General features: G+C 66.4%; 13 protein-coding genes. 4 read left to right on the top strand and 9 right to left on the bottom strand.

Annotated elements, in window-relative coordinates; genetic code table 11:
* Entirely contained in the window at positions 1-1,191 is a 1,191-nt protein-coding gene (locus AX690_RS03760) for a PepSY domain-containing protein (protein WP_082769488.1), read from the top strand.
* 163 nt (positions 1,192-1,354) lie between these two features.
* Here the strand turns inward: AX690_RS03760 and AX690_RS03755 are convergent, their stop codons facing one another.
* From AX690_RS03755 to AX690_RS03720, 8 genes are all read right to left on the bottom strand, one after another.
* Positions 1,355-3,490, bottom strand: coding sequence for a phosphocholine-specific phospholipase C (locus AX690_RS03755; protein ID WP_066682518.1), 2,136 nt, complete (start codon positions 3,488-3,490; stop codon positions 1,355-1,357).
* Positions 3,491-3,608: 118 nt separating this feature from the next.
* On the bottom strand, positions 3,609-4,178 hold the full coding sequence (locus AX690_RS03750; protein ID WP_066682484.1) for an HD domain-containing protein: 570 nt from the start codon (positions 4,176-4,178) through the stop codon (positions 3,609-3,611).
* Between the two features lie 39 nt (positions 4,179-4,217).
* Positions 4,218-5,147 carry a LysR substrate-binding domain-containing protein gene (locus AX690_RS03745; RefSeq protein WP_066682483.1) on the bottom strand — a complete coding sequence of 310 codons (930 nt, stop codon included), beginning with the start codon at positions 5,145-5,147 and terminating at the stop codon, positions 4,218-4,220.
* A 152-nt stretch (positions 5,148-5,299) separates the two neighbouring features.
* Positions 5,300-8,149 (bottom strand): TonB-dependent receptor, encoded by a 2,850-nt coding sequence (locus AX690_RS03740; protein WP_066682482.1) that lies wholly within the window; start codon positions 8,147-8,149, stop codon positions 5,300-5,302.
* Positions 8,150-8,568: 419 nt separating this feature from the next.
* Complete coding sequence (locus AX690_RS03735) at positions 8,569-9,048, bottom strand: RNA polymerase sigma factor (protein WP_231732108.1); 480 nt, start codon at positions 9,046-9,048, stop codon at positions 8,569-8,571.
* Between the two features lie 100 nt (positions 9,049-9,148).
* The gene (locus tag AX690_RS03730; protein ID WP_066682481.1) at positions 9,149-10,525 is read right to left on the bottom strand and encodes an efflux transporter outer membrane subunit; all 1,377 of its coding nucleotides are present in this window, start codon (positions 10,523-10,525) and stop codon (positions 9,149-9,151) included.
* Between the two features lie 3 nt (positions 10,526-10,528).
* Positions 10,529-13,645 carry a multidrug efflux RND transporter permease subunit gene (locus tag AX690_RS03725; protein WP_066682480.1) on the bottom strand — a complete coding sequence of 1,039 codons (3,117 nt, stop codon included), beginning with the start codon at positions 13,643-13,645 and terminating at the stop codon, positions 10,529-10,531.
* 4 nt (positions 13,646-13,649) lie between these two features.
* Positions 13,650-14,771 carry an efflux RND transporter periplasmic adaptor subunit gene (locus AX690_RS03720; protein WP_066682479.1) on the bottom strand — a complete coding sequence of 374 codons (1,122 nt, stop codon included), beginning with the start codon at positions 14,769-14,771 and terminating at the stop codon, positions 13,650-13,652.
* A gap of 168 nt (positions 14,772-14,939) precedes the next feature.
* Here AX690_RS03720 and AX690_RS03715 point away from each other — a divergent pair, with 168 nt between their 5' ends.
* The 3 genes from AX690_RS03715 to AX690_RS03705 all read left to right on the top strand — a co-directional run bounded on the left by AX690_RS03715 (position 14,940) and on the right by AX690_RS03705 (position 18,407).
* Entirely contained in the window at positions 14,940-15,629 is a 690-nt protein-coding gene (locus tag AX690_RS03715; RefSeq protein ID WP_066682477.1) for a response regulator, read from the top strand.
* On the top strand, positions 15,626-16,681 hold the full coding sequence (locus tag AX690_RS03710) for a HAMP domain-containing sensor histidine kinase (RefSeq protein ID WP_066682475.1): 1,056 nt from the start codon (positions 15,626-15,628) through the stop codon (positions 16,679-16,681). Before AX690_RS03715 ends, AX690_RS03710 begins: the two co-directional genes overlap by 4 nt.
* A 262-nt stretch (positions 16,682-16,943) precedes the next feature.
* A complete protein-coding gene (locus tag AX690_RS03705) occupies positions 16,944-18,407 on the top strand; it encodes an AMP-binding protein (protein ID WP_066682473.1) in 1,464 nt (487 codons plus the stop codon).
* An 8-nt stretch (positions 18,408-18,415) separates the two neighbouring features.
* Here the strand turns inward: AX690_RS03705 and AX690_RS03700 are convergent, their stop codons facing one another.
* On the bottom strand, positions 18,416-19,102 hold the full coding sequence (locus AX690_RS03700; RefSeq protein WP_066682471.1) for a TetR/AcrR family transcriptional regulator: 687 nt from the start codon (positions 19,100-19,102) through the stop codon (positions 18,416-18,418).
* Positions 19,103-19,104: the final 2 nt, after the last annotated feature.

The raw sequence follows: 19,104 nt of genomic DNA, 5'->3' as shown, positions 1-19,104 counted from the left end.
ATGGCGGCGCGCGCGACAATCTCGGTGCGCGCGCTCGCGCGGCAGATCCACCTTTGGCTGGGTCTGTCGCTCGGCGCGCTGTTTGCTCTGATCGGCGTCACCGGTTCGATCCTGGTGTTCTATGTCGACCTCGACGACGCCCTTCACCCGGAGATCAAGCTGTCGGGACGCGCCGCGCCCCCCTGCTGGGAGCACGTTCTAGAGACGGCGCGGGCGACCTATCCTGACAAGACGGGACCCTGGCGCTTCGAGGTGACGGACCGGGGCGGGGACATTCCCGCGCGCTATTACGCGCCGCGCGAACGCGCCGGGCGGGACTTCGCGCCGATGATGGTGTGGTTTTCCGCGGATGGCGCGCGGGTGCTGCGCAGAGACTACTGGGGCGACTACGCCGTCACCTGGATCTACGACCTGCACCACCGGCTGCTTTTGCAGTCGACCGGGGCGAAAATCCTCGGCTGGTCCGGGATCGCGATGCTGCTGTTGCTGATCAGCGGCCTCGTGGCCTGGTGGCCGCGCCCCGGCGCCCTGGGCAAGGCGCTTCGCGTCAAACGCAACGCGTCCCCGATCCGGAAGCTGTACGATGCTCACAAGGTCGTCGGCCTGGCCTCGCTGGGCCTGTTGGTTCTGCTGACGGCGACGGGGATCTTGCTGGCGATGCCCAAGGAATCCGCCGCGGTCCTGACGCCCGCTCTTGGCGCCGCCTCGGCCTCGCCCGCGATCAGCGCTTCCACACCCTTCAGACCGGAAACCCGGATCAGCGTTGATCGCGCCGCCGCGGCTGCGCGCCAAGCCCTGCCGGGCGCGAGGCTTGTCTGGATCGAGACGCCCGCCGTCGATCACGGCGCCTATCGTTTGCGGATGCGGGCGAACGGAGACCCCAGCGCCCGTTTCCCCCACAGCTTCGTCTGGGTGGCCGCCGACAGCGGTCGCGTGCTCGCGATCACCAACGCGCGCGAGGCCAATCCGCATGACCAACTGCTGAACTGGCTCCATCCGCTGCATGACGGCTCCGCGGGCGGCTTGCCAGGGCGCTTGCTGGCCCTGCTGGCCGGCCTCGCGCCGAGCCACCTGCTCATCGTGGGCGTTCTCCGTTGGCGTCTCCGCAAGGGCAAGGCCGCCGGAGAGGCGCCCGGACAACCACGGCTTCCCGAGCTCGGAAATGGACGCCGTTGCGGCGCTTCTCTCTAGGGGCGACGCCGCTATCCGAGCGGAGGAACGCAAGTCGGCGTGCACGGATTTGTACGCCCACAAGAATATCGTGAACTCCAAGACTCGATTGCAGAATGGCCGGCCTTGCATCTTCCGAGAGCGGGATGCGGGCGCTCTGGCCGTTCCGCCATGTTTCTCCCGACTACAGAGTCAGCACCATCGGTCCTATGCCCGGATCGGTGCGGCCCGGTCTGCCGGTTTCGACACGCCCGGCATAGCGCCACAGGCTGTCGGCGTTCGCAGTGTCGGTCAGAGTGAAATCGTACCACAGGTCGCTGGCGGCCAGATCGAGGCCGATCTCACGCTGCTCGCTTGGCTTCAAGGCGATCGTCTGCTGACGCGGGACGCCCGGAGCGACGGGATAACGCGGATCGACGCCAAGGGTGAGCGTCGCCTCGACCGAGGTGTCGTTGCGCAGGCTCAGAACGACCTTTCCGGCGGCCGGGTCTTCGCGCAGAGCGACCCGGACATAGCCGTTCTTGGACGGGCGGCCGCGGAAATGGCGGTGGAAGCCGTTGGGGCCGTGGACGGCCAGATCATAGGCTTCCTTGTCCTTGTTATTCCAATGCGCCGCCGTGTGGCGTTCGCCCGCGACCAGGGTGTAGTGCCAGGGCGAGCTCAGGCCGTAGGGCGCGTAGTCGTGGATGGTGAAGACCGCCGCCTGACCGCCGGTGTTGGCAAGCTCGATCAGCAGGTCTTCTCCGTCGGGGCGCAGGTCCGCCCCCAGACGATAGGGCAGAGGTCGCGACGGCCTTTGTACGCGAGGCTGCTCGGCGGGCGTCTGAACCGCGGGGATTTTCAGGGCGGGCTGGCGGGCGGCGTGAGCCAGGCGCTGCGTGTAGTCGTCGGTGGACGGCAGGTCGACGCCCCGCGCGTTTGGCGTCTTGAAATCGAAACACGAGGTCAGATCGCCCGACACCGCGCGCCGCCAGTCTGAAATGTTCGGCTCCTGCACGCCGAAGCGCTTTTCCAGGAACTTCAGGGTCGAGGTGTGGTCGAACACCTGCGAGCAGACATAGCCGCCACGGCTCCAGGGAGACACGACGATGGCCGGCACGCGGATGCCCAGGCCCAGCGGTTGCAGGCCGCGGACGCCGGGGTGAGGGTGCTTGTCGTAGTCCTTGAATTCGCCCGCCACGCTGACGCCGCTGTAGCCGCGCGTCTCGTCCGCTGCGGGCATGGGCGGCAGCATATGATCGAACAGGCCGCCGGCCTCGTCATAGTTGAGAATGAAGACGGTCTTGGAGAAGACTTCGGGATGATCGACGAGGGCCTCGATCAGCTTGGCGGTCAGGTTCTCGCCGTCCGCCGGCGTCCAGCGGGGGTGTTCGGAAAGCGCCGCCGCCGTGACGATCCACGACACCTGCGGCAGGCGTCCGGCGGCGATATCGGCGCGGAAGGCTTCGACGAGCTGCTTGCCGTCGGAGCGGGTTCGGTCAGGGCCTTCCTTGTGCTCTGACACCCATGAACGGCCGCGCTTATAGAGGTTGGAATCCTTGTCGCAGGGACGGAAGGGCTTGAACACCGACAGGATGTTGTCGCCGAAATTGTCGTACTCTTGATAGACCTTCCAGCTTACGCCCGCCGCTTCCAGACGCTCGGCGTAGGTCGTCCACTCATAGGCCTTGATCGGCTGATCGGTGGCCATGTCGGCCGAAGGGGTCTCGTCCTCGCCGTAGTTGCTCATCACCGGATCGCCGGCCACGCGCCCGCCGCCGTTGCAGCCGGTCCAAAGATGCAGGCGGTTGGGATAGGTCTGGGTCAGGGTCGAGCAGTGGTAGGCGTCGAGGATCGTGAAGGTCGAGGCCAGGGCGTGGTAGTAGGGCAGGTCCGAGGCCTTGTAGTAGGTCATCCGGTGCTGCAGCTGCCGGGAAACGCCCCACTGATCGAAGCGCCCGCCATTGACGATGATCGTCGCGGCGCTGTGACCCTGATCGGCGCCGTCGACCACATAGGCGTTGGCGGTCTTTGAATCGGCCCAGTAGGGCTGGACGTAGCCGTCCGGGTGCTGGTCGCTGGGCTGACGCCAGACGGTATGGCCGTTGCGAAGCCGCAGAGGCCGCGGATCGCCCAGGCCGCGCACGCCGGGGAAGCTGCCGAAATAGTGGTCGAAGGCGCGGTTCTCCTGCATCAGGATCACCACGTGCTCGACGTCCATGATCGTCCCGGTGCGGTTATTGGCCGGGGTGGCCATGGCCTTTTCCAGAGTCGCTAGCGTGGCGGCGCTGAGGCCGGCGGCGCCCAGCGCCTTGAGGAAGTGGCGGCGGTCAGCGGTCATGGCGCCCTCGTTCGGCGGTCGATGGGGACTGCCGTCCTCCATCTGAATAATCTGCAATTATGGCTTCGTAGTTCTAATCCACTATTTCTATAATCATGTGACGATCAGGCGGTGGCGCCTAAGGCTGTAGCGCCGCAGCGAGGTGGCGTTGCAGGAAATCGTCGAGGCTGTCGGTGACGGCGTCCTTGTCCTTGGCCAACTCGTCAATGCGCCTAAGCGCGACGGCCTGGTCGAAGAAGGGTTCTTGCAGGAAGGCCTGTTGTTCGGCGCTGTCCATCGCGCCGCCCTGCAGCGCCAGGGAGATGCGGGAATCTTTCGAAAGGCCATCCTGGTAGCCAGGTTCGACGCTGCAAAGATAGCGCTTGGCGGCGACGTGCAGGCGGATGGGCTCGCTGACGGTGCGCGGAAAACGCGCCGCCGTCCAGTCGGCGCCGAGGGCCTCGTGCAGGTCGTCCACGCCCTCTTCCGCAGGCGCTTCGCCCAGGTCGTGGATCATGTGGCCGACGTCGTGCAGCAGGCAGGCCATCACCAGGGATGACGGCAAGGCCTGGGCCTCGGCGTGGGCGGCCGACTGCAGCGCGTGCTGCAGCTGATTGATGCCGTAAAGGCCATAGGGACGCTGGGCGTTGCCCAGGTAGATGTCCCGGATTTCATTCGCCAAGGTTTCGACGGTGTCGAGCGTTGTCATAAAAATATCAAATCCGCTGGTAAGCAGTATTTGACATACTTATAGATCGCTGTGTCGTAGTCCGGCAAGGCGAATAAAGGCGGACACAGCCGGAATCTCCATGTTTTCCCGCAAGGTGACGATGTAGACGCCGCCGCTGCGGGGCAGGCCGTGGACAGGCAGGGCCTTGAGCCGGGCGTCGTGTCCGATCTCGCCATCCAGAATGCAGCCGAACCCGATGCCGTGTGCGGTGGCTTCCTTGACCGCTTCGCGGCTCTCGACGATGAAGCCTCTTTCCACGCTGTTGGCGCTTCGACCGAGCGCGATTTCCGTCAAGGCGCGCGTCACCGACCCCTCCTCCCGAAGAACCAGCGGCAGGCCGCCCAGCTCGCGGGCTTCTATGTGAGGGCGCTGGGCGAAGGGATGGTCGATGGGGACCATCAGGTTAAGCGACTGCTCGAAGACCAGATGGCAAGCTAGAACCGGATCGGGCTCCAGCAGCGAGATGATCGCCACATCGGCCCGGCACTCCATCACGTCGTGCGTCAGCGAGCGCGTATTGCCCAGGCGCGTGGAGATTTCGATATCTGGATAGGTGCGCCGAAACTGACTGATCAGCTGCATGGCGATCGGCGGCGTCGAAAAGCCGATCGACATGCGCCCCCGCTTCAATCCGCTGAACAGGTTGGCGGTCATCTCGAAGTCGTCGACGCGGCTGATGACCAGTCGCGCCCGCGTATAGAGCTCACGTCCTGCGTCGGTCAGGTTCTGGTTCTGGGTGCGGCGGTTCAACAGGCGGACGCCGCAGATCTGTTCCAGCGCGTTGATCTGATTGGAGATGTTGGGCTGGGACACACCCAGCACGGCGGCCGCGCGCGAGAAGGAGCCTTGATCCACGACCGTGACGAAGGCCTTAAGGGCCCCGATCGACAGGCTGCCGGTCTCACGGCGCCGGCTACGCTCGGCGCCTTCCTCGGGCGAAACGGCCATGATTCTCTCTTCGGTAGGTGTCACCGCGGACCATACAAATCGGGACCGTAAACTCAAACAGACGCCGCCCCAACAGGCAGTCACTGGCCTTGCGGCCAAAGAAAAGCCCTTCCGGCGCGAACCGGAAGGGCAATCGAGAAGGTCAGGTCAGATCAGTAGGAATAGGCGACGCGCAGGATGAAGTTCCGGCCCGGCTCCATATAGTCCTTCTGATACGTCGGGTTCTTACCCTTGGTCGTGTAGTAACGGTGACCGTCGAGGATGTTCTGCACGTCGAAATCCACGGTCAGGCCCTGGCGAATGTTATAGCGCGTGTGCAGGTCGAGCGACTTGTTCGGCTGCACCCACTTGTCGACCGCGTTGTCGCGCGTGTCTTCGATGTAGGCGCCTTGGTACTGATAGCTGAGTTTGGCTTCGATGCCGTACTTCTGATAGGTCAGCGAGGTGTTGTAGATCAGGTCCGGCGCCTGCAGGAACGTGATCGGGTGACCGCGACGGTAGTCGAGGCCCGTTTCGGCCTCGGATGTCTGCGAGGTGACGTTGGCCTCGACGCCAAAGCCGTCGAACGGCGCCGCAAGGCCTTCGAACGACTTGATCAGATTCAACTCCACGCCCGTCAAGGTCGCGTCCTCGCCGTTCTGCGGCTGGGTGATGGTGATCGTGCCTTCCTTGGTCGGGGCGCTGACCGAGCGACCGTTGGTGAAGATGAAGTTCTTGATCTTCTTGTGGAAGACGCCGATCGACAAGACGCTCGAGCGATCCGGATACCATTCGGCCGACACGTCGAAATTGACCGACTCGCCGGGCTTCAGGTCCGGATTGCCGCGGCTGATGGCGATGATTTCCTTGGTCGCCGGGTCGCGGGTCACGCTTTCGCCGCGCGAGATGTTCGAATATTCCGGACGCGAGAAGCTGGTCCAGATCGCGCCGCGATAGACCAGGTTCTGACCCTGGCGATAGACGGCGGTGATGCTGGGCAGGAAGTTGGTGTAGTCGCGGTTGGTCTTGCCGAAGCCCGACGACGTGGCGTCGCTGATCCAGGCGGTGGTCTCCACCTTGGTGTGCTCGACGCGGGCGCCGCCGACGACCTCCAGGCCGCCCGAGCGCAGGTGAGCTAGGGCGTAGCCAGCGTAGATGGTTTCCGTGCCCTTCTTGTCGTCCTTGCTCAGGTCGGCGGCCGAGTAGGTCACCGGGTTGGCGGCGCGGGCGGCGTTCACCGCGGCGATTACCCGATCACGGCTCAGGATCGAGCCATAGTAGTAGCGGTCCTTGAAGAAGCCATCGACCTGACGCTCGACCAAGCCCGACGCCGCGAGCGACTTGCCGTTCAGCGGCGTGCCCGACAGATCGCCTTCCCAGATCGGCGTGGAGTCGTAGTCGCGCTCCGACTTCAGATACTTGAAGCCGGCCTTCACATAGTCGAACAGGCCGCCGACCTCATAACGGGCGTCGACCTTCAGCGCGGTGCGGGCGTCGGACTGCTTGTCCTTGCTCATCGAGGCGCCGTCGAACGGCAGCAGATCGTCGCGGTGATCGACATTGGCCGCATAGGCCGGCAGTTGCGCCAGCGGGAAGCGCGGATCGGCCGACGACCACAGGATGCCCGTCGAGGTGAACATCGGATCGGTCGAGCACTTATCGCAGTTGTAGCCGATGCCGTAGTACAGCGGCGTGCCCTTCTCGCCGTACGAGTAGCTCAGGTCGTAGTCGAGGCTCAGGCGATCGAAGCGGCTCTGGCCGCCGGCGTTGATCGTGTAGAGCGAGGACTCCTGGTCCTGGGACTCATGGGTGCGGGCGAACTGAAACGCCTGCGGGTTCCACACCCCCGAGCGGCCGAACAGCGACCAGTACGAGTTGCCCGACTTGCGGTCGGCGTCGGTGATCAGGCCGTCCTTGTCCGTGTCGACGATCTGGCCGGCCGTGTAGCCGTAGATGTTGCCCTTCACCGGATCGCGGCCGGTGATCATCTGCTCCGGCTGGCGCAGGGTGGTGTCTTCCAGGTTGACCTGCGTCAGGCGCTTGGTCGGACGGCTACGAAAGTCGGTGTAGTCGTTGGTGCCGGTGCGGTTCAGCTTGGCGTACTGGCCGCGGACATAGAAGTTGTGCTGGTCGATCTGATAATCGACCGAGAAGTTGCCGCCAAAGCGCTCCTGTTCGCCGCGACGGAAGTCCAGGTCGATGCCTGGCAGATACATCGAGCGGCTGTCGATCGGCTCGATCGAGTCCTTGCGCCAGCGGTAGGGCTCCCACTCGCCGTCGTTCTCGGACTCCTCGTTGGTGTAGTGGCTCTTGCCGTAATAGACCGAGCCGAACAGGCCAAAGTCGCCGTTGCCGAACTTGCGGGCGCCGTCGATCTGGATCTGGCCGCTGCCGGCCGGTTCGTCCTGCTTCTGGGCGCGGTCATTAAGGCCGTACGAGGCGAAGACGCGCAGGGTGGGCTTGCGGAAGTCGAAGGCGGTCGGGGTGACGAAGTTGACCGAACCGCCGATGGCGTCGCCGTCCAGGTCGGGCGTCAGGGTCTTGTTGACCGCGATCGCCTTCAGGCCGTTGGGCGGCAGAACCGTCATCGACATCTTGCGCGAGCCGGAGTCGGTCAGCGCCACGCGCACGCCGTTGATCGAATAGGCGTTGTAGGTGCTGGCCAGGCCGCGGATCGAGACGTATTCGCCTTCGCCGGTCTCCTGGTTGACCACGACATTGACGCCGGGAATGCGGGCCAGGGCGTCGGCCACGTTCGCGTCGGGCAGCTTGCCCAGGTCGTCGGCGGAAATGACGTTGACGACGCCGGTGGCCTTTTTCTGTTCCTCGATCGAGTTGGCGGTCGACAGGCGCTGACCGGTGATGACCACTTCGCTGACGGCGTCGTCGGTCGCCGGCTTGGCTTGGTTCTTCTGGTTCTGATTATTCGCCGACTGAGCGTGAGCGCCCGAAACGAAGGCGAGCGCGAATAGGCTGGCTCCGGTCAGGACCGCGAGCTTAAGACGCGATGGCGGGCTGAACATGGGTAACTCCGTTGAATGTGTCCCGACGCCCGCCCCAGGCGCGCGCCGTCCCCTCCCGCCGGCGAACGCCTACGGGCTAATGACCTGAAGGCCTGGCAGGAGGCCGTTCAGGGAGAGATGTGTGAGGCTGGGTCCCGTCCGCGATGCGCCGTTCGTGAAGCCCCCTTACGAACGGAATATCAAAAATACAAATGAGACCGGATTTTCTATACGATTAAAGTATGACGCCTTGTTGACGGTTGGGCGGATCGACATTCCGGCTTTTGTTTCCGGGCCGGCCGCAGCCTGAGGGGCGAAGGGGCGAATGAAGCCGGCGCCGGTCAAGCGCCCCCAGGAATGCGGACGGCGGCTTTGCGGAGGATATGTGGAGAGGGTGAGCTGCCGACGCCGCGGGGCAAGACGCAGCGCGCTGAGCGACCTCATCCCTCGCCGATGTGATCGCCGACTTTCGCAAGCAGGCGCCGGAGCGCGCGCGTCATGTGTTTCTCGACCGCGCTCCGCGAAATTCCAAGTCGCTCCGCCGTCTGGGCGTGGGTCAGGCCATCGAACTTGTGCAGCCAGAACACTTGCTGCGTTCTAGGGGGCAACTCCGCGAGCGCCTGGGTCAATCGCTCAAGCCGCAGGCGAGCGTCCACCGCGGCCTCGGCGTCCGGCGCATCCGCGATGTCGGCTCCATCTACGGTCGCGTGGCTTACGCTCCGCCAATCAGCGTCGCGGGCCTCGGAACGTCGCCGAGCGCGGAGCCGGTCCAGCAGTAGGTTCGAGGCCAATCGGTAAAGATAGGCGGACGGGTTCTCGATGGCGTCGCTATCCACCCGCTGAACCTTCAGGAAGAGATCCTGCATCAGGTCCTCGACATCCGCGCTCGCGCGGGTGCGGATAGAGAAGAAGCGACGCATGTCCTCTCGGCGCGCGAAGTAGTCGAGGACCAGTGCGTGCTTGCCAGGCTTGTGTGGAACGTCTGTCACGAGGCTTCGAGTTCGGCGGTTCGCGGGATCGCTACGCCGGCCCCAAACCACCGCCGAGCGCGGCGTAGAGCGCGACCATGGCCGCGAGCTGATCGTGCTTGAGCGACAGCAGGGCTTGGCGCGCCGCGTAGTCGGCGCGCTGCGCGTCGAGCAGCTCGAGACGGCCGTCCAGCCCGGCGCGATAGCGCAGGTCCGAGAGCCGCAGACGTTGACGCGCGGCCTCGGCCACGCCCTCTTGGAGATGGACCTGGTTGGCGAAGGTGGCTTGAGCCGCGAGGCCGTCGGCTACTTCACGGAAGGCGACCTGGATCTGCCTTTCATAGGTGGTCACGGCGAGCGACTTGCGCGCCTCGCTCAAGGCCACGGCGCCGCGCAATTGTCCGCTTCGGAAGATCGGCTGGGTGATCTGCGGAGCGAAAGACCAGGCGCGACTTCCGGAGACAAACAGGGCGCCGAGATCTGAGCTCGCGCCGCCGAGCGCGCCGGTCAGCGAGATCCTGGGCAGCAGGGCCGCTCGCGCGGCGCCGACATCAGCGTTGGCGGCGCGTAGCATGTGTTCGGCCTGCGCGATGTCGGGGCGCCGCACCAGCAGTTCGGCGGGCAAGCCTGGCTCCAGCTGGGTCGGAAGCGGCTGGTTGGCGAGGGGAATGGGCGGTGGAAGCGAAGCCGGTTCCGGCCCGCCGACCACGAGCTCAAGAGCATTGCGGGCCCGGGCGAGAGCTCGTCGGCCAGCCTCGCGATCGGCCTCGGCCTGGCGCACCAGACCATCGGCCTGGGCGACATCGAGGCCGCTGGCTTGTGAGGCCGATTTGAGCCGCCGGGCGATGTCGAGCGACGCGCGCCAGTCCGACAGGGTGGCTTCGGTCAGCGCCAGCTGCTCCTCGGCCAGCCGCTCGTCGAGATAGGCCGTCGCGACCGCCGAGATCAGAGTGATCCGAGCGGCGCGGGCGCCGGTCTCGCTGGCCAGATAGCGCTCGGCGGCGGCGCTGGATTGGGCCCGGAGGCGTCCGAACAGGTCCAGCTCGAAGGCCGTCAATCCAAGATTGGCCGCATAGGCGTCCGACCGGCCCTGAGACGGTGAGCGCTCTTGGGTTCTGGACAGATTGGCGTCGAGGCTCGGACCCAAGGCGCCGCGAGCGATGCCGCGTTCGGCGCGGGCGGCCTCGACGTTCAGCAGAGCGGCGCGGAGATCGCGGCTCTGGTCCAGGGCTTGACTGATCAGGGCCTGAAGCCTCGGATCGCCATAGACCTGCTTCCAGGCCAATGATCTTGCCGCAGGCATGTCCGTCGCCACGCCGCCTTCGATTACGGGATAGGCCGCGGCGACCGGCGCCGCAGGGAGCTCCAGGCGAGGCGTGACGGAGCAGGCGCCAAGCAGCGCCGCGCTGGAGAGGATGAGAGCACGCATGGATCAGCCCTCCGCCGAAGCGGCTTTGTGTCGTGAGGTCAGGCGCTCGGCCGCGCCGGCGACCACGACGAAGAAGACGGGAACCAGGACGATGGCTAGCAGGGTCCCGGTGATCATCCCGCCGAACACGCCCGTGCCGATGGCGCGCTGGGTTTCGGCCGCTGCGCCCGAGGCGATGACCAGGGGGACGACGCCCAAGGCGAAGGCCAGGCTGGTCATCAGGATCGGGCGCAAGCGCAGCTTGGCGGCGTGGATGGCCGCTTCGGCGAGGCCCATCCCTTGGGCGCGGCTGGCCTGGGCGAACTCGACGATCAGGATGGCGTTCTTGGCCGACAGGCCGATGATGGTGATCAGTCCGACCTTGAAGAAGACGTCGTTGGGCAGGCCGCGCAGCAGCACTGCGGCCAAGGCGCCGATCAGGCCCAGCGGGATGGCCAGCATCACCGATAGCGGGATCGACCAGCTCTCATAAAGCGCCGCCAGCACGAGGAAAACGACCAGCATCGACAGGGCGAGCAAGGCGGGGGCCTGGGCGCCCGCCAGCTTCTCCTGCAGCGACTGACCGGTCCACGCGACCGCGTAGCTCCCGGGAAGCTGGGCGGCCAGTCGCTCCATTTCAGCCATCGCCTGGCCGCTCGAGACGCCGGGCGCCGCCGATCCCGTGAGACGGACCGATGGATAACCGTTGAAGCGCATCATCTGGGCCGGAGCCTTGGTCCAGACCGGCGTCACCACCTCGGACAGCGCAACCATCCCGCCGGACTCGTTGCGGACATAGAGTTTCAACACGTCGCCGAGCTGCATCCGGAACGGCGCGTCGGCCTGGACGATCACCTGCTGCAGGCGGCCCGCGTTGATGAAGTCGTTGACGTAGCTGGAGCCCAGGGCGGTCGACAGGGTGTCGCCGATCGCCGCGAAAGAGACGCCCAGGGCCTGAGCCTTCTGCCGGTCGATATCCAGCCGCACCGTCGAACCTGGCGGAAGGCCGTCGGGATAGACGCCGGCCACCAGTTTGCTTTGGGCGGCGAGCTCCAGCAGGCGCGTCTGGGCGTTGATCAGCGCCTCCGGACCGCGATTGGCGTGGTCCTGCAGCGCCAGGGTGAAGCCCGACGAGTTGCCCAGCTCGTCGATCGACGGCGGCATCACCGACATGATCTCGCCCTCGCGCTGGACCTTCATGGCCTCGGACGCGGCCTGGACCTCGCCGGCGCTGGTCGCGCCGTCACGCTTCTTCCAGTCCTTGAGCATCGTGAAGACGAGCGCGGCGTTGGGGCCTTGGCCCGAGAAGCTGAAGCCGGTGACGGCCTGGGTCGTCTCGATGGCGGGGCGCGTGCGGGCGTAGTGCTCGAAGCGCGCGACGGCTTCGCTGGTGCGCTGCGCCGTGGCGTCGGCCGGCAGTTGGAACGAGGTCATGAAGTAGCCCTGGTCTTCCTCGGGAAGGAAGGCCGACGGCAGGACCAGGAAGGCGCCCGCCGTGACGGCGACGACGACGCCGAACGCGACCATCGCGCGTCCGCCCCGGCGCAGCACCTTGCCCAGCAGCCGCTCGTAACCGTCGGTAAGGCGATCAAAGCGTTGGTCGAACCAGGCGAAGAAGCCCGTCTTGGGCGCATGGCCGTCGATCGGCTTGAGCAAGGTCGCGCAGAGGGCCGGCGTCAGGGACAGGGCCAGGAAGGCCGAGAACAGAATCGAGACGGCCATCGACAGGGTGAACTGACGATAGATCGCGCCGACCGAACCGTCCGCCAGCGCCATCGGGATGAACACGGCCGCCAGCACGGCGGTGATGCCGATGATCGCGCTGGTCATTTCCGACATGGCCTTGCGGGTGGCGTCCTTGGGCGAGAGGCCCTCGGCGGCCATGATCCGCTCGACGGCCTCGACCACGACGATCGCGTCATCGACGATGATGCCGATCGCCAGCACCATGCCGAACATGGTCAGCACGTTGATCGAAAAGCCCGCCGACAGCATCACCGTGAACGTCCCCAGCAGGGCGATGGGCGCGACGATGGCGGGGATCAGAGTGTAGCGGACCTTTTGCAGGAACAGGAACATCACCAGGAACACCAGCGCCATGGCCTCGACCAGGGTCTGGACGACCTTCTCGATCGAGACCCGCACGAATGGCGCGGTGTTGAAGGGGATGGCCAACTGCATGCCGGGCGGCGCGGCCTTCTGCAGCTCGTCGAGCCGGCTCTGGATCGCCGCCGCGGTTCGCACCGCGTTGCCGCCGGGCGACAGCTGAACGCCGAGCGCCGTCGCTGGCTGGCCATTTTCCCGGGTCGTGAAGTTGAAGTTGGCCGAGTTCAGCTCGATCCGGGCGACGTCGCCTAGGGTGACGCGCGAACCCGAGGTGTTGGCGCGCAGGACGATGGCCTTGAACTGCTCGACGGTCCGCAGCTGGCCTTCGGCGGTCAGCGGGACCGTCACACGCTGGTCCTTGACCGTGGGCTCGCCGCCCAGCGCGCCGGGCGCGAGCTGCTGGTTCTGGGCCGCGATCGCCGCCGTGACGTCGCCGAGTGAGAGATTGAAGCCCGCCAGCTTGTTCGGGTCGACCCAGATCCGCATGGCGCGCTCGGAGCCGAACATCTGCACTCGCCCGACGCCCGGCACGCGCTTCAGCTCGTCGGCGATGTTGCGGACCATGTAGTCGCTGAGCGCGACCTCGTCGTCGCGCCCGTCGACGCTGCGGAGGCTGACCATCATCAGGAAGTTGGACGCGGCGCTCTCGACGCTGACGCCGGTCTGGCGCACGGTCTGGGGCAGGCGCGGCTCGACGGTCTTCAGCCGGTTCTGGACATCGACCTGGGCCAGCTCGGGGTTCGTGCCGGGCTTGAAGGTCGCCGTGATCGTCGCCGAGCCCGAGCTGTCGGTCGAGGACTCGAAATAGAGGAGGTTCTTGACGCTGGAGAGCTCGCGCTCGATCAGGCCCACGACCGAGTCGTTCATGGCCTGGGGCGTGGCGCCGGGATAGCTGGCGTAGATGCTGACCGTGGGCGGCGCGACGACGGGGTAGCGCGCCACGGGCAGGCGGGGGATGGCCATCAGGCCGGCCAGGATGATCGCGATGGCGATGACCCAGGCGAAGATCGGTCGTTCGATGAAGAACTTCGGCATGGGACTAGCGCGCCCCCATCTGGAACGGGACGGCCTTGACCAGGTCGCCGGCCGTGACGCGATCCTGTCCCTCGACGATCACGCGCTCTCCCGCCTTCAAGCCGCGAGTCACCACGTAGCGACCGTCCGCCACGTCGCCGACCTCGACCGAGCGGGTCTCGACCAGCCCCTTGGCGTTCACCAGGCTGACAAATGGCTTGCCGCCGCTATCGCGGAGCACCGCTTGCTGCGGCGCCAGCACCGCGCCTTGGATCGGGGCGCGGGGCAGGCGAGCGCGGACGAACATGCCCGGCAGGAGCACGCGATCTGGGTTGTCGACCTGCACGCGCGCGATGGCGTCGCCGGTCGTGGGGTCGATCGAGACTCCCGAGAACAGGACCCTTCCCTTGCGCGGATAGGGCGCGCCGGAGGACGACAGAATCTCGACCTCGCGGCCTGCGCCGCCGCCCGCCAGGGCGCGCAACGCTTCGAGGCGCGCGGACGGCTGACGGACGTCGACATAGACCTGGTCAATCTGTTGGACGGTAGCCATGGGGCCCGCGCCGCCGGCGGCGACCAGGGCGCCTTCCGTAACCTGCGCCTCGCCGATCTGCCCGGAGATCGGAGCTCTCACGGTCGCGAAGCTCAGCTCGACGCCGCGGCGGCGCAAGGTCGCGCGCGCTTCGGCCAGGTCCGCTTCCGCCTGGACCTTGGCGGCTACGGCGTCATCGTAGCTTTGGCGGCTGATGGCGTCGGCTTCGACGAGCGGCGCCAGGCGCGAGACCTGGGCCCTGGCGCGGTCGGCGACCGCGAGCGCGCGCGACAGCGCGGCTTGAGCGCCCGCGGCTTCCGCTTGGTAGGGCGCCGGATCGATCTGGAACAATGGCTGGCCGGCCCGGACCTCGCTTCCCTGATCGAAGAACCGTCGCGTCACGACGCCGGACACTTGGGGGCGGATTTCCGCGGTGCGGATGGCGACTACCCGGCCTGGCAGATCGTCCACCGGCGTGACGGTCGCGACTTGGGCGGTCGCCACGGCGACTTCTGTGGGGGAGGTCGACGCCCCTACCTCGGCCTCACCGCAAGCGGTCAGGGTCGATGCGCCCAGCAGGAGGGCGATGGCGATACGCAGGTGACGACGGTCCATGAAAGAGGCGGCTCCCGAGGCGCGCCTTCAGAGACGCCGCGAGCCTATGCCCGAGCGCGGTTGCGTGATCGTGGAGACAATGTTGCGACTTGGTGGAGGGTTCTGGCGTCGCCGACGGATGGGTGATTAGTGCTCTGACCATCCGGTCGTGGCCGCATTGGAGACCCCGTGAACGCCCTGGTTCTGATCGTTGAAGACGAGCGCGAGATCGCGGAGATCCTCGTCGGCTATCTGGAGCGCGAAGGGTTCAGGACCGTCACGGCGCGAGACGGCCAGACGGCGGTCGAGCTGCATCAGGCGCTTCGCCCCGACATCGTCCTGCTCGACGTCGGGCTGCCCAAGCTGGATGGCTGGGAGGTCCTGGCGCAACTCCGCCGGCGCGGCGCGACCCCGGTGATCATGCTGACGGCCCTGGACCAGGATCTGGACAAGCTGCAGGCGCTGCGGATCGGCGCGGATGATTATGTCGTCAAACCTTTCAACCCCCTGGAAGTGGCCGCCCGCGCCAAGGCCGTGCTGCGCCGCGCATCGGGCCGGGACGCGGCGTCGGTGGCGCGCGCCGGGCCGCTCGATGTCGATCCCGTCAATCACACCGCGACGGTGAACACGCCGGATGGCGCGCGCCGGCTGACCCTGACCCTGACCGAGTTCCGCCTGCTGCTTCACATGGCTCAGGCCCCGATGCGCCTCTACACGCGCGCCGAGCTGCTGGACGCCTGCCTGTCGGGCGGCGACGCGCTGGAGCGGACCGTCGATAGCCACCTCAGCAAGCTGCGCAAGAAGCTCGAGGCCGCCGGCGCGCCGGGCATGCTCTCCAACGTCCGAGGCATGGGCTATCGCCTCCTGGAGGACCGATGAAAGCGCAAAGCTTATCGCAGCGCCTCAACCTGGCGGTCGTCGGCATCACCCTGGCGACTTTGATCCTCAGTCTGATCTTTATCGCCTTCGGTTACGGGTTGCTCTTCCAGTTCGCCCCCAAGCTCGTGGCGGCCGAGGACGCTATTCTGCCGGCTCCCGTGGAATGGGCGATGTACTCGTTCTGCATCGTGCTGGGCAGTATCGCCGCGAGCGTGGTGGCGACGCGGGTCGCGCGAAGAATGGTCGAGCCGCTTGAGAGGCTGGCGGAGGCCGCACGCCAGATCGCCGGCGGAGACCTGTCGGCTCGGGCGAACTTGACCGCTCCGGCGCCCACAGAGGCCAGCCAGATGATCGCCGACTTCAACGCCATGGCCGATCGGCTTGAGAAGGCCGTCGATGACATCGTCACCTGGAACAGCCTGATCGCCCACGAATTGCGGACTCCAGTCACGATCCTCAAGGGACGGCTTCAGGGGCTCGCCGAGGGCGTCTTTCAGCCTGACCCCGTGCTCCTGCAATCGCTTCACCACCAGGCCGACGCCTTGGCGCGGCTTGTCGAGGACCTGCGGGTCGTCAGCCTGCTCGACAGCGGCCGCCTGCAGCTGCGGCCTGTCGAAATCGATCTGGCCACCGAGATCGAGGGACTTGCCCGCCTCGTCGAACGCGACCTCGACAAGGCGGGCTTTGGCCTGCGCATGACCCTCACGAGTGGTCGCTGCATCGCCGATCCCATCCGCCTGCGGCAAGCGGTGCTGGCCCTCGTCGACAACGCGCTGAAATATGCCGAGCCCTGCGTCCTTGAAATCGCCACGCGCGTCTCGGACGCCGACGTCGCCATCAGCGTCATCGACGCGGGACCGGGGATGCCGGAGAGCCTCACCGCGCGAGCTTTCGAACCCTTCCGACGCGGAGACGACGTCGACCTGAAGTCCGGGTCAGGCCTAGGCCTTGCCGTGGTTCGCGGCATCGCCGAGGCTCATGGGGGGCAGGTGAGCTACGAGCGCCGCGATGGCCGTTCGGCTTTCACGATCACGCTGCCCAGGAAGTGCTAGCCCATCCCGCCGATTCATACGGTTGTCCAGGTCCGCTTCGGGCGGGGCGAGGCTGCGTCGCGCCTCAACTGACGTCGCGTTTCTGGAAGGGCGTCTATTGGCGCAGCTGCGTCGCTATTAGCGCTGCGGGTGCGCCAGCGCGCGACGGCGCCGATTCAGCTTTTCATTTATTCATGACTAAATTAATTAATTGACCTGAGCGCGGCCACCTGTAGTTGCTCCAAAGAGGGCGGTGGGGCGCCGTCAGGGAGGCGTATCCAACATGTCGAACGGTCGTGTCGCGCTCGGTTCAATTCTCGCCCACCACGCGCGCCAATCCCCATCCCGCGCCGCGCTGATCGTGGAAGAACAAGGCATCACCTATGGCGAATTGGAGGCTCGCGCTAACCGCCGCGCCTGGATGCTCGCGGCGCACGGCGTAGGACGGGGCGATTTCGTCACCATCGCCTTGCCGAACGGCCCGGAGTTCTACGAGACCGTCTTCGCGGCCTGGAAGCTCGGCGCGATTCCCAACATCGTCGCCGCCAAACTGGCGCGGCCCGAGATGGAGGCGATCCTCGACATCGTCCGGCCCAAGCTGTTCATCGGCGCCCCGCCGAGATCCGGTGTCCCGATCGTGGCCGAAGGGCGCGCCTCGCTAGACGCCTATTCTGTCGACGCCCCGCCCGAGGTCATCTCACCGCACTGGAAGGCGATGACCAGCGGCGGCTCCACCGGGCGTCCGAAGGTGATCGTCGACGCCATGCCGGGCGCCTGGAATCCACAGGAGGGCTTTCTGGGCCAGCGGCCTGGCGATGTCATTCTCAATCCCGGGCCGCTCTATCACAACGCCCCGTTCCACTGCATCCACATGGGCCTGTTCGTCGGGGCGACGATCGTCGAAATGAGCAAGTTCGACGCCCTGCGGGCGCTGCAGCTGATTGAGGCGCACGGCGTCAACTGGGTGACGATGGTCCCGACCATGATGAATCGCATCTGGCGTCTGGGTCCGGAAGTTCTGTCCGGCTTCCCGCTGCCCAGCCTGCGCATGATGCTGCACATGGCGGCGCCTTGCGCGCCATGGCTGAAGGAGGCCTGGATCGACTGGCTCGGCGGCGAGCGGGTCTGGGAATATTATGGGACCACCGAGGGTACGGGCTCGACCATGATCTCGGGGACGGACTGGCTGGCCCATCGCGGCTCGGTGGGCCGCGTCCGCGACGGCTACGCCTTGAAGATTCTCGACGCCGAGGGCCGTGAGTCGCCGCCCGGCGAGGTGGGCGAAGTGTTTTTCCGTCCGCAGGGCGGAGCCGGCTCGACCTACCACTATCTGGGCAGCGAGGCCCGCCGGCGCGGCGAGTGGGAGGCGCCCGGAGATCTCGGCTGGGTTGACGCTGACGGCTATCTCTATCTCTCGGACCGCCGCAACGATCTCATCATCTCGGGCGGCGCCAACATCTATCCGGCCGAGGTCGAGGCGGTGCTCGACGCCCATCCGGCCGTACGCGGAAGCGCTGTGATCGGCCTGCCAGACGAGGATTGGGGCGCGCGCGTTCACGCCATCGTCCAGGCGGTCGAGGACAGCGGGCTGGAAGCGGACGAGCTGCTCGACTTCGCCGCCGAGCGGCTGACCCGTTACAAGCTGCCCCGCAGTATCGAGTTCACCACCGAGCCTCTGCGTGACGAGGCCGGCAAGGTGCGGCGGGCGGCGCTACGAGACGCGCGGCTGGGGAAAGTCCTTTCCTAGCGAGCGAGTCAGGCCGGCTTCTTTCGCCCGTGGAGGGCGTCGAAGCCGCCGGCCATGAAGGTCACGAACCGGTCGCGCGCCGCCCGAAAGTCGTCGGATTTGCAGAGGCCGCCCGATAGGCGGTCGAGGCGGCCCGTCCGCGACAGCAGCAGCGAATAGGCGCCTGAGGTGAACTGGAAGCTCCAGAACAGATCTTCGGGCGCAGCGTCGGGCAAGGCCTTCTGCAGGAGTCCGATCAGGCGCAGCACCATCGGATCAAAATAGGTGTCCATCTTCTCGGCGCCGTAGCCGGGAGCGTTGTTCACCTGGGCGAAGATGCGGCCAAAGTTGCGCCAGCCCTCGTCGCCGTTGATGTAGACGTCGAACGCCTGGTCGTAATAGGCGCGCAGAGCGCCTTCGACGGTGGGGTGATCGCCGACCTCGGCTTCATACGCGTCCAGGCCCGCCGTCCGCGAGCTGACAGCGTATTCCACGCGGCGCTCGAACACCGCGTCGAATAGGGCCTTCTTGCCATCGAAGTAGTAGTGGATCAGCGCCGGGTGGATGCCCATGCGATCGGCGACGTCCTTGATGGTCACCCCGAAATAGCCGAGCTGGGCGAACAGATCCTCGGCGGTATCGAGGATCGTCTTGACGGTCGTGGCGCGCTGTTCGGCGCGCGTGCGACGACCCTCGGCTTTCGGCGCTGCTGGCATGG

Origin of the sequence: Caulobacter sp. CCH9-E1 (assembly GCF_001556515.1) — a bacterium.
GTDB lineage: Bacteria > Pseudomonadota > Alphaproteobacteria > Caulobacterales > Caulobacteraceae > Caulobacter.
Note: the sequence above shows the minus strand (reverse complement) of the source record. Positions and strands in the feature narration are given on the sequence as shown.

Excerpts from the sequence above, each read along its gene's own strand:
- AX690_RS03730 (WP_066682481.1), bottom strand. The coding sequence starts at position 10,525 with ATGCGTGCTCTCATCCTCTCCAGCGCGGCGCTGCTTGGCGCCTGCTCC.
- AX690_RS03710 (WP_066682475.1), top strand. The coding sequence starts at position 15,626 with ATGAAAGCGCAAAGCTTATCGCAGCGCCTCAACCTGGCGGTCGTCGGC.
- AX690_RS03735 (WP_231732108.1), bottom strand. The coding sequence starts at position 9,048 with ATGCGTCGCTTCTTCTCTATCCGCACCCGCGCGAGCGCGGATGTCGAG.
- AX690_RS03745 (WP_066682483.1), bottom strand. The coding sequence starts at position 5,147 with ATGGCCGTTTCGCCCGAGGAAGGCGCCGAGCGTAGCCGGCGCCGTGAG.
- AX690_RS03705 (WP_066682473.1), top strand. The coding sequence starts at position 16,944 with ATGTCGAACGGTCGTGTCGCGCTCGGTTCAATTCTCGCCCACCACGCG.
- AX690_RS03725 (WP_066682480.1), bottom strand. The coding sequence starts at position 13,645 with ATGCCGAAGTTCTTCATCGAACGACCGATCTTCGCCTGGGTCATCGCC.
- AX690_RS03740 (WP_066682482.1), bottom strand. The coding sequence starts at position 8,149 with ATGTTCAGCCCGCCATCGCGTCTTAAGCTCGCGGTCCTGACCGGAGCC.
- AX690_RS03720 (WP_066682479.1), bottom strand. The coding sequence starts at position 14,771 with ATGGACCGTCGTCACCTGCGTATCGCCATCGCCCTCCTGCTGGGCGCA.
- AX690_RS03755 (WP_066682518.1), bottom strand. The coding sequence starts at position 3,490 with ATGACCGCTGACCGCCGCCACTTCCTCAAGGCGCTGGGCGCCGCCGGC.
- AX690_RS03750 (WP_066682484.1), bottom strand. The coding sequence starts at position 4,178 with ATGACAACGCTCGACACCGTCGAAACCTTGGCGAATGAAATCCGGGAC.
- AX690_RS03700 (WP_066682471.1), bottom strand. The coding sequence starts at position 19,102 with ATGCCAGCAGCGCCGAAAGCCGAGGGTCGTCGCACGCGCGCCGAACAG.
- AX690_RS03760 (WP_082769488.1), top strand. The coding sequence starts at position 1 with ATGGCGGCGCGCGCGACAATCTCGGTGCGCGCGCTCGCGCGGCAGATC.